8 protein-coding genes and 1 pseudogene are annotated in these 6297 nt (G+C 65.5%); 3 read left to right on the forward strand and 6 right to left on the reverse strand.

What is annotated here, in order from left to right; all coding sequences use genetic code 11:
- Positions 1-214: 214 nt before the first annotated feature.
- Positions 215-631, reverse strand: a pseudogene (locus tag A5775_RS26295) (DUF6308 family protein); the annotation flags it as partial.
- Between the two features lie 139 nt (positions 632-770).
- On the opposite strand from A5775_RS26295, the gene A5775_RS16675 reads away from it, so the two are divergent.
- Positions 771-1103: a DUF732 domain-containing protein gene (locus A5775_RS16675; protein ID WP_197512651.1), complete on the forward strand. Its 333-nt coding sequence runs from the start codon at positions 771-773 to the stop codon at positions 1101-1103.
- A 573-nt stretch (positions 1104-1676) separates the two neighbouring features.
- The gene (locus A5775_RS16680; protein ID WP_067254680.1) at positions 1677-2099 is read left to right on the forward strand and encodes a TIGR03618 family F420-dependent PPOX class oxidoreductase; all 423 of its coding nucleotides are present in this window, start codon (positions 1677-1679) and stop codon (positions 2097-2099) included.
- An 80-nt stretch (positions 2100-2179) separates the two neighbouring features.
- Here A5775_RS16680 and A5775_RS25510 read toward each other — a convergent pair whose 3' ends face one another.
- Entirely contained in the window at positions 2180-2488 is a 309-nt protein-coding gene (locus A5775_RS25510; RefSeq protein WP_156660739.1) for a hypothetical protein, read from the reverse strand.
- A 189-nt stretch (positions 2489-2677) separates the two neighbouring features.
- On the opposite strand from A5775_RS25510, the gene A5775_RS25685 reads away from it, so the two are divergent.
- Entirely contained in the window at positions 2678-2983 is a 306-nt protein-coding gene (locus tag A5775_RS25685; RefSeq protein WP_197512653.1) for a hypothetical protein, read from the forward strand.
- A 57-nt stretch (positions 2984-3040) separates the two neighbouring features.
- Here the strand turns inward: A5775_RS25685 and A5775_RS16690 are convergent, their stop codons facing one another.
- The 4 genes from A5775_RS16690 to A5775_RS16705 all read right to left on the reverse strand — a co-directional run.
- A complete protein-coding gene (locus tag A5775_RS16690) occupies positions 3041-3232 on the reverse strand; it encodes a hypothetical protein (RefSeq protein WP_067254646.1) in 192 nt (63 codons plus the stop codon).
- A gap of 228 nt (positions 3233-3460) precedes the next feature.
- Entirely contained in the window at positions 3461-4729 is a 1269-nt protein-coding gene (locus tag A5775_RS16695; RefSeq protein WP_067254650.1) for an amidohydrolase family protein, read from the reverse strand.
- 12 nt (positions 4730-4741) lie between these two features.
- Complete coding sequence (locus A5775_RS16700) at positions 4742-5956, reverse strand: amidohydrolase family protein (protein WP_067254654.1); 1215 nt, start codon at positions 5954-5956, stop codon at positions 4742-4744.
- 4 nt (positions 5957-5960) lie between these two features.
- Positions 5961-6297, reverse strand: a 337-nt coding sequence (locus A5775_RS16705; protein ID WP_197512655.1) for an acetoacetate decarboxylase family protein, incomplete at its 5' end; no start/stop codon positions are given.

Genomic DNA, 6297 nt, shown 5'->3' on the forward strand with positions numbered 1-6297 from the left:
AACGGGTAATCCACACCCCATCACTGGGTGGCATCGACGATAGTGGCCAAGACGATTCAGAGGGCAAGGGGGGACTTAAATGCATGTGAAGACCACGGATTTCGTACCACAGCTGGTCGCTGGTCGGTGGCGGCGATGTGACTATCGTTTGCGTCAGCAAGTTGGATATCGGTCGGGATGGCGCGGAGTGCGACGCCAAGGCTTCCCGTTGGGTGGTCGAGCAGGTAAAGCGTCGTCCTGCAGGTATATTGACGGACAGAAGCGAAACAGCGACGAGATCATCTGCTACGAACTTGTTTGCCGCATCAGGCCGGTCGCCGCCACCCAAGAGCGACTCAAAGCGGCTTCCCGTGTATCCGAGCCGTCCGATTGTTTCAAAGGGTGAGAAGTAATCTTTAAGCAGCGCAACGCATTGCGGGCGATTCGCTAGCAGTCGGTCGAGCGGCTCCCAGTCGGGCTCGTTGTCCTTAGCCACAGCGCGGACGGTATCAGCGAACGCATTGCAATACCCAGCAATCTGTAGAGCGCTTCGTAGGGCAGCAGCATATCCAGTGACAGATGTTGTGGCTGGTGTCGTAATACAGGTTCGACGTGACGTTGAGTGCCTCGCGAATGTAGACGTAGCCACCACCAGCCTGCACCGCGCGAGCCAGCTTCATCGAGGAATTTTCACAATTTCGATGTGAGTAATCCTGCAGGCGTTTACGCTCAAATCGACGAATCCGGGAACGTCACCAGCATGAATGTCACCAAAAAGGGGGTTCGGGACCATGTTGTTCCGCGCAACTTTCATCACCACAGGTGCTTTCGCGACCGGAGCTGCGGTCGCTGGGATCGCGTTCGCAGCGCCTGCCCAAGCAGACGAGACCGCGTATATCACCGACATGCACAACGCTGGGATCGCCAACGATTACGGTGACTCGGGGCTATTAAAGACAGGCTGGCAGGCGTGTGAGTCGATATCCTCCGGATTATCTCCCGGGGATGTGAAGGCCCGAATTCTGTACAACTCCGACAGCAACGAGGGCGCCAGTGGGATCACCCCCGATCAGGCTAACGACATTGTGAACTACGCAATGGTTGACCTATGCCCGAGCGCCTAGGTACTTCGACCTGAAACGTCGGGCGAGCGCGCCCCGCCGATTGGCGAACGCCGGGAAGGGCACCGAGTCGGTCAAGACGAACGCTCCCGCCGCGAATGTCGTGGACATGACCGGAACGGAGTCCGACGCACGACTAGCGCGCGTCATCTGTCACGCACCCCACCAACGCGGTGTGCGAGCGGTAACCGTTTGCGGACTCGATGGAACCGGATCGACGCTCACCGTCTGAATAGTTGATCGGGCCGCCCCTACTCTCCAAGGGGCGGTCCGATAATTTCGTCGAGAAGGCCCGTGTCACTCCGCAGTCCCGCATAACGTAGGCGTGTGGTGAGTAGAGCAGCGTCTGACAACGCGACGGTCCTCGACCAGCTATAACCGCGCGCAGGACCGTACCTATGTCTAACTAGCAGATTGCCTCGGGGCCGGCGCGATTTCGCGTCGTCTTCCCCACTTCCGTAGTTCCTTGCCGGTCGCCAGCAGCGCGACGGTCCGGCTGTCGGATCACGCACAGCTTCTTCGTCGTATGGATAGACAACCGCGATGCGCGGAACCATGACGAATCTGGAGAACGCAATGAAACTCGACGACAGCGCACGCCAACTCATCGGTTCCGACCCGGCAACGCTGGTCACGATCAATCGCGACGGCAGCCCGCAAGTCAGCCTGGTGTGGGTGACGGTGCAGAGGACCGCCGACGGCGGTGATGAGCTGGTCACCGCTCATCTGCTGGAGCATCAGAAGATCCGCAACATCCGGCGTGATCCCCGCGTGGCGGTGACCCTGGTGTCCACTGACCGCAGTGGGCCGCAGACCCCCTATCTGTCGATCAAAGGCACGGCTCGCATCGAGGAGGGCGGCGCTCCCGAACTGCTCGACCACATCGCTACGACGATATTCGGCCCCGGCACCGGTTTCCCGCCGCCCGATGCACCGCCCGGATACCTGACTCACATCACGATCGAGAAGGTCGGCGGCGTGGGCCCGTGGGCGACCTGAACATAGCTGCGGGCCGTGGCAGAAGACCGACTGACTAACCGGGGGGAAGTCCGCCAACCCCCTGCCGAGTGACTAGTCCCTCACCGGCCGGGGGCGGGCATGGGCATGTTCGGCATCGACGGCATACCCGGCATCGACGGCATGCCCGGCCTCGGCGGCATTTTCATGTCTTTCATCATGGACGCACAACAATCCATCGATTGGGCTGCCGGCGGGTCGGCTTTCATCATCGAGTGACAGCAGCCCTGCTGCCCGAGGAGTAGATAGATAATGGCGACGATGACGACGATGCCGACCGCGATGCCGGTGATGGCCAGGATTGGGTAGAGCCAGCGAGTCCACGTCGGGGTCGGCGGAGCGCTCGGGGTGTCGGAGGCGGTGTCGGTCATTGCTACCTGCCTTTCATTGCGCGTAATCCGTAATTATCCGCCCGCACGCAAGCCAGCGACATCAGCCAACTTCCTCGCCAGGCGGTAGCCGATTTCCTTCGACCCCCCACGGTTCGCCGAGCGCTTTCAAACGGCCGCCAAGGGTCAAGCCCCGGAGTTACGATCTGGGCACGGAGCTACAGATTCGAGGTGGCCATGCATCGCACCCGACGTCTCGTCACCGCATTCATCGCGGCCATCGCGCCGCTGATCGCCGTCGTCACATTCGCCACGTCACCCCCTGCGTCGGCCGACCCGATCTGTGGGACGGCGGGAACGCCGCCCTGTGCGGGACCTAGTCCGTTGACCCCTGACCAGCAGTGCGCGTTCATCGCGTGGCGATCGATGATGCCGTGCAACTGGCTGGGGGTGCAGGTGCCCGCCGGCACGCCGGGGAGTTGGGACAACCCGCCGGCGCCTCCACCGGAGCCACCGGCCCCTCCCCCGGAGCCGTGAGCCGAGGCCGGCCACTGGCGACGCGAACTCCCCACGCGGCGTGGGCTTCCCGCCGACTTACCAGCCCCAATCGTCATCATCCAGGACATCCACGGTGAGATGGTTGTCGGCGGGAGCGGTGGTCCCGTAGGTGAACGTCATCAGGGTGCGGTCGTCGTCGAGCGGCTCAGTCGCGACGACGGTGGCGTGCCCGATCTTCATGCGGATCCGGTCTCCGGGCTTCAATTCGTCAACACGTTTCAGGGGCACGCTCGACCCAGCACCGGCGAAAATGGTAATCCTGCAGATACCGCGGTCATCATCGCCATTGTTTCACGGCCCCCCAAGAAGTCCACCGGCCGTGCAGGCGCATTTGTGGAGGCAATTACCTCCTGAAACGATCAGATAGTCTGCGCCGCAACACGATACCACTCTCGCGGCGCCCCGCAGCAAAGTTCCCGGACGCGCCGAAGCCTTGCGCAGCTAACGCGATTCGAGTCAGCTCTCCACGAGGTCGGGGATCGGCTCCGCGTCCGTCAACCAGTGGCGTCCCACTTCGCGGGCCGCCTCCCACTTGGGGATGCTCACAGCGTCGTCTTGGCCCAGGTCCTCAGGGGTCGGGCCGATGCGTGCAGCCAGCGGAGCGAGGGCGTCCAGGTCGAAGTTGTACAGCTCGGCCGCCGCCAGGCCCAGCATTTGGCGGGTCTCCTCGACGGGGATGTCCCAGAAGGACCGACGCAGCCACTCCCGGGTGTGCGGCCAGGTCCCCTCCGGGTGGGGAAAGTCATTGCCCCACAAGAGGTTCGATACACCGATCTCGTAGCGGCGCGCCAGCTCCCGGCGCTCCGTGGTGGTCGCCCCGATGAAACAATTCCGGTCGAAGTAGGCCGAGGGCGGCATCGTCAGATCGCCCTCCATCAGATGGCTCATCTTCTTGGCGGAGTGCTCACGCAGATACCGCGTGTCCATCAGCCAGAGCAGATCGTTGGCCCAAAACGCACCGCACTCGGTGACGCCCCACCGCAGCCCGGGGAAGCGCTCGAACACGCCCGACCACAACGCGAACCACAGGGGACGGGCACCCCACCAGCGCACCTCGGTCACATAGATCCCCAGGTGCCCGCCGTATTCCTCCTGCGGAGCCGGACCGGAGTGGGTGTGCACCGGCATCTGCAGGTCCTGGCAGGCGGCCCAGACCTTGTCGTAGCGGCGGTCGTGGTAGGGCGGGTAGCCGACCCACCGCGCCGGGATCAAGATCCCGCCCCGCAGCCCGGATTCGGCCGCCCGGGTGATCTCGACGACGGCCGCGTCGACGTCCGCCAAAATCGGCACGACCGCAACGCCGGCTCGCCGCTCGGGGCTGTGACTGCACAGTTCGGCCAACCAGCGGTTGTGTGCCCGCGCCCCGGCCATGGCCCGCCCCGGGTCGAGGTCGCCCGACTGACCCAGGCCGGCCCCGAACGGAGCCCCGGCGACGCCGGTCACGGCGTCGGCGTCGGGGAAGATGACCTCGCCGACCACCCCGTCGCCGTCGAGTTCCTTGTCCCGCAGCCCGACATCCCATCCGCCGGCGATGCCGTCGCCGTGCTCAGAGAACCACTCCTGCGCGAACTCCTCGTCGATGAATCCGCCCGCCTGCGCCGCGGCAGTCTTCTCGGCCAGGTAGGTCTCGAAGTCCTCCCGGTATTCGGGGTCGACGTATTCGCGGTACCGCTCGGTCGGGAGTTCGGCGTGGGTGTCCGCGGAGATGATGACGTAGGGGTTCACGGGTGATTCTCCTTACCAAGCACGGATGGGGTCGGGTTCGAAGACGGTGCTGCGCGCGTCGGCAGGCGCGGCGGCCAGCGGCTCGGCGACGTCGGCCACGGTCGGGCCGATTCGGTCGACAAGGGGTGCGAGGGTCTCCAGGTCGAAGCCGTAGACGGCCGCCGCATTCCCCCCGACCATGGCCGCCACCTCGGCGGCAGGAACGCTACTGAAGGTGTGGCGCAGCGCTTCCCGCGTGTAGGGGGCGGTCCCCTCGTAGTGCGGGTAGTCGCTTCCCCACATGATTCGGTCGACGCCGATGCCGTGCCGCTCGGCGCACTCGACGGGGCGCATGAAACTGGCACCGACGTAGCACTGGCGGGCCCAGTACTCGCTGGGCCGCAGCCTCAGCGAGCCGGCGGTGGGTCCGGCGAACCGGGCGATCGCCGAGTTCGCCCGCCCGTAGCGGGCCGCCGCCACGTCGAGCGAGTCGAGAGTCGCCGGTATCCACCCCGCGCCCTGCTCGGTGAAGACGACGGTGAGCTCCGGATGGCGATCGAGTGCGCCACTGAAGATCAAGTGCCACAACGCTCGGTGCGCCCACCAGTGTGACTCGTACACCCACACCGCGAACGAGCTGCCCCACCCGTCCGTCGGGCTGGGTCCGGCGTTGCCGCCGTGGTGGTTGACCACCACGCCCGCCTCGGCGCACGCCGTCCACAGCGGCTCCCAATGCTCGGCGTAGAGCGGGGGAATGCCGGTGTCGGGGGCGATCCCGGGCAGCAGCACGCCGCCGCGCAGGCCCAGCTTGACGATCTGCGCCACCTCGGCGATGGCTTCGTCGAGATCCGGGAGCAGGATCTGGCCCACCCCGGCGCGCCGCTGCGGCGACAGGGAGCAGAAGTCGGCGAGCCACCGATTGTGCGCACGCAGGCCGGCCCAGCGCAGCTCGAGCTCACGTGCCGTCTCCGGCGGCGGGGCGGCCAGGCTCGCCTGAGGAAAGAACGGCGGCACGGTATTCGGGAAAATGACCTCCCCCGCGATGCCTTCGGTATCCAGATCGGAGTTGCGCCGGTCGCTGTTCCAGTTCCGTTCGGCCTCGGGCTCGGTGAGATCCCCGAACGGGTTGACGTATGTCGTTGCCCAGCCGTCGAATTCGTCCCGGTACTGCGGATCCAGGTACTCGCGGTAGCCGAGCAGGTCGGCACCGGCGTGGCAGTCGGCCGAAATGACGGTGTAGCGGTCCATGGGGCTAGGCCCGCGCGGGCTCGGGCCTGGGGGCCGCGAGCAGGGCGACATCGTCGTAGCGCTGGTGCACGTACGGCAACAGCCACTCCTGCGGCACCCGCGCCGCGATCCGCCCCACCTGGACGGTGCGCCGGCGACACCAGGTGATCGACCTGATCTGCCGAATGACGATGTCGGCCACCGGATCCAACGGCGACTCCCCCAACTCGAGGGAGCCGTCGATGTGCTCCAGCACCTCGTAGTGCCGGTGGTACTCGCCGTAGACCAGGTGGGGGTCGGTGAGGCCGCCGCCGTCGGGGGCGCGCAGGAACTTGAAGTAGAACTCGGTGTTCACCTGGTCG

It is taken from the genome of Mycobacterium sp. 852002-10029_SCH5224772, assembly GCF_001667315.1.
Lineage (GTDB): Bacteria > Actinomycetota > Actinomycetes > Mycobacteriales > Mycobacteriaceae > Mycobacterium.

Bases quoted from the DNA above. Each gene is read 5' to 3' on its own strand.
- A5775_RS16675 (WP_197512651.1), top strand. From the start codon at position 771: ATGTTGTTCCGCGCAACTTTCATCACCACAGGTGCTTTCGCGACCGGA.
- A5775_RS16680 (WP_067254680.1), top strand. From the start codon at position 1,677: ATGAAACTCGACGACAGCGCACGCCAACTCATCGGTTCCGACCCGGCA.
- A5775_RS25510 (WP_156660739.1), bottom strand. From the start codon at position 2,488: ATGACCGACACCGCCTCCGACACCCCGAGCGCTCCGCCGACCCCGACG.
- A5775_RS16700 (WP_067254654.1), bottom strand. From the start codon at position 5,956: ATGGACCGCTACACCGTCATTTCGGCCGACTGCCACGCCGGTGCCGAC.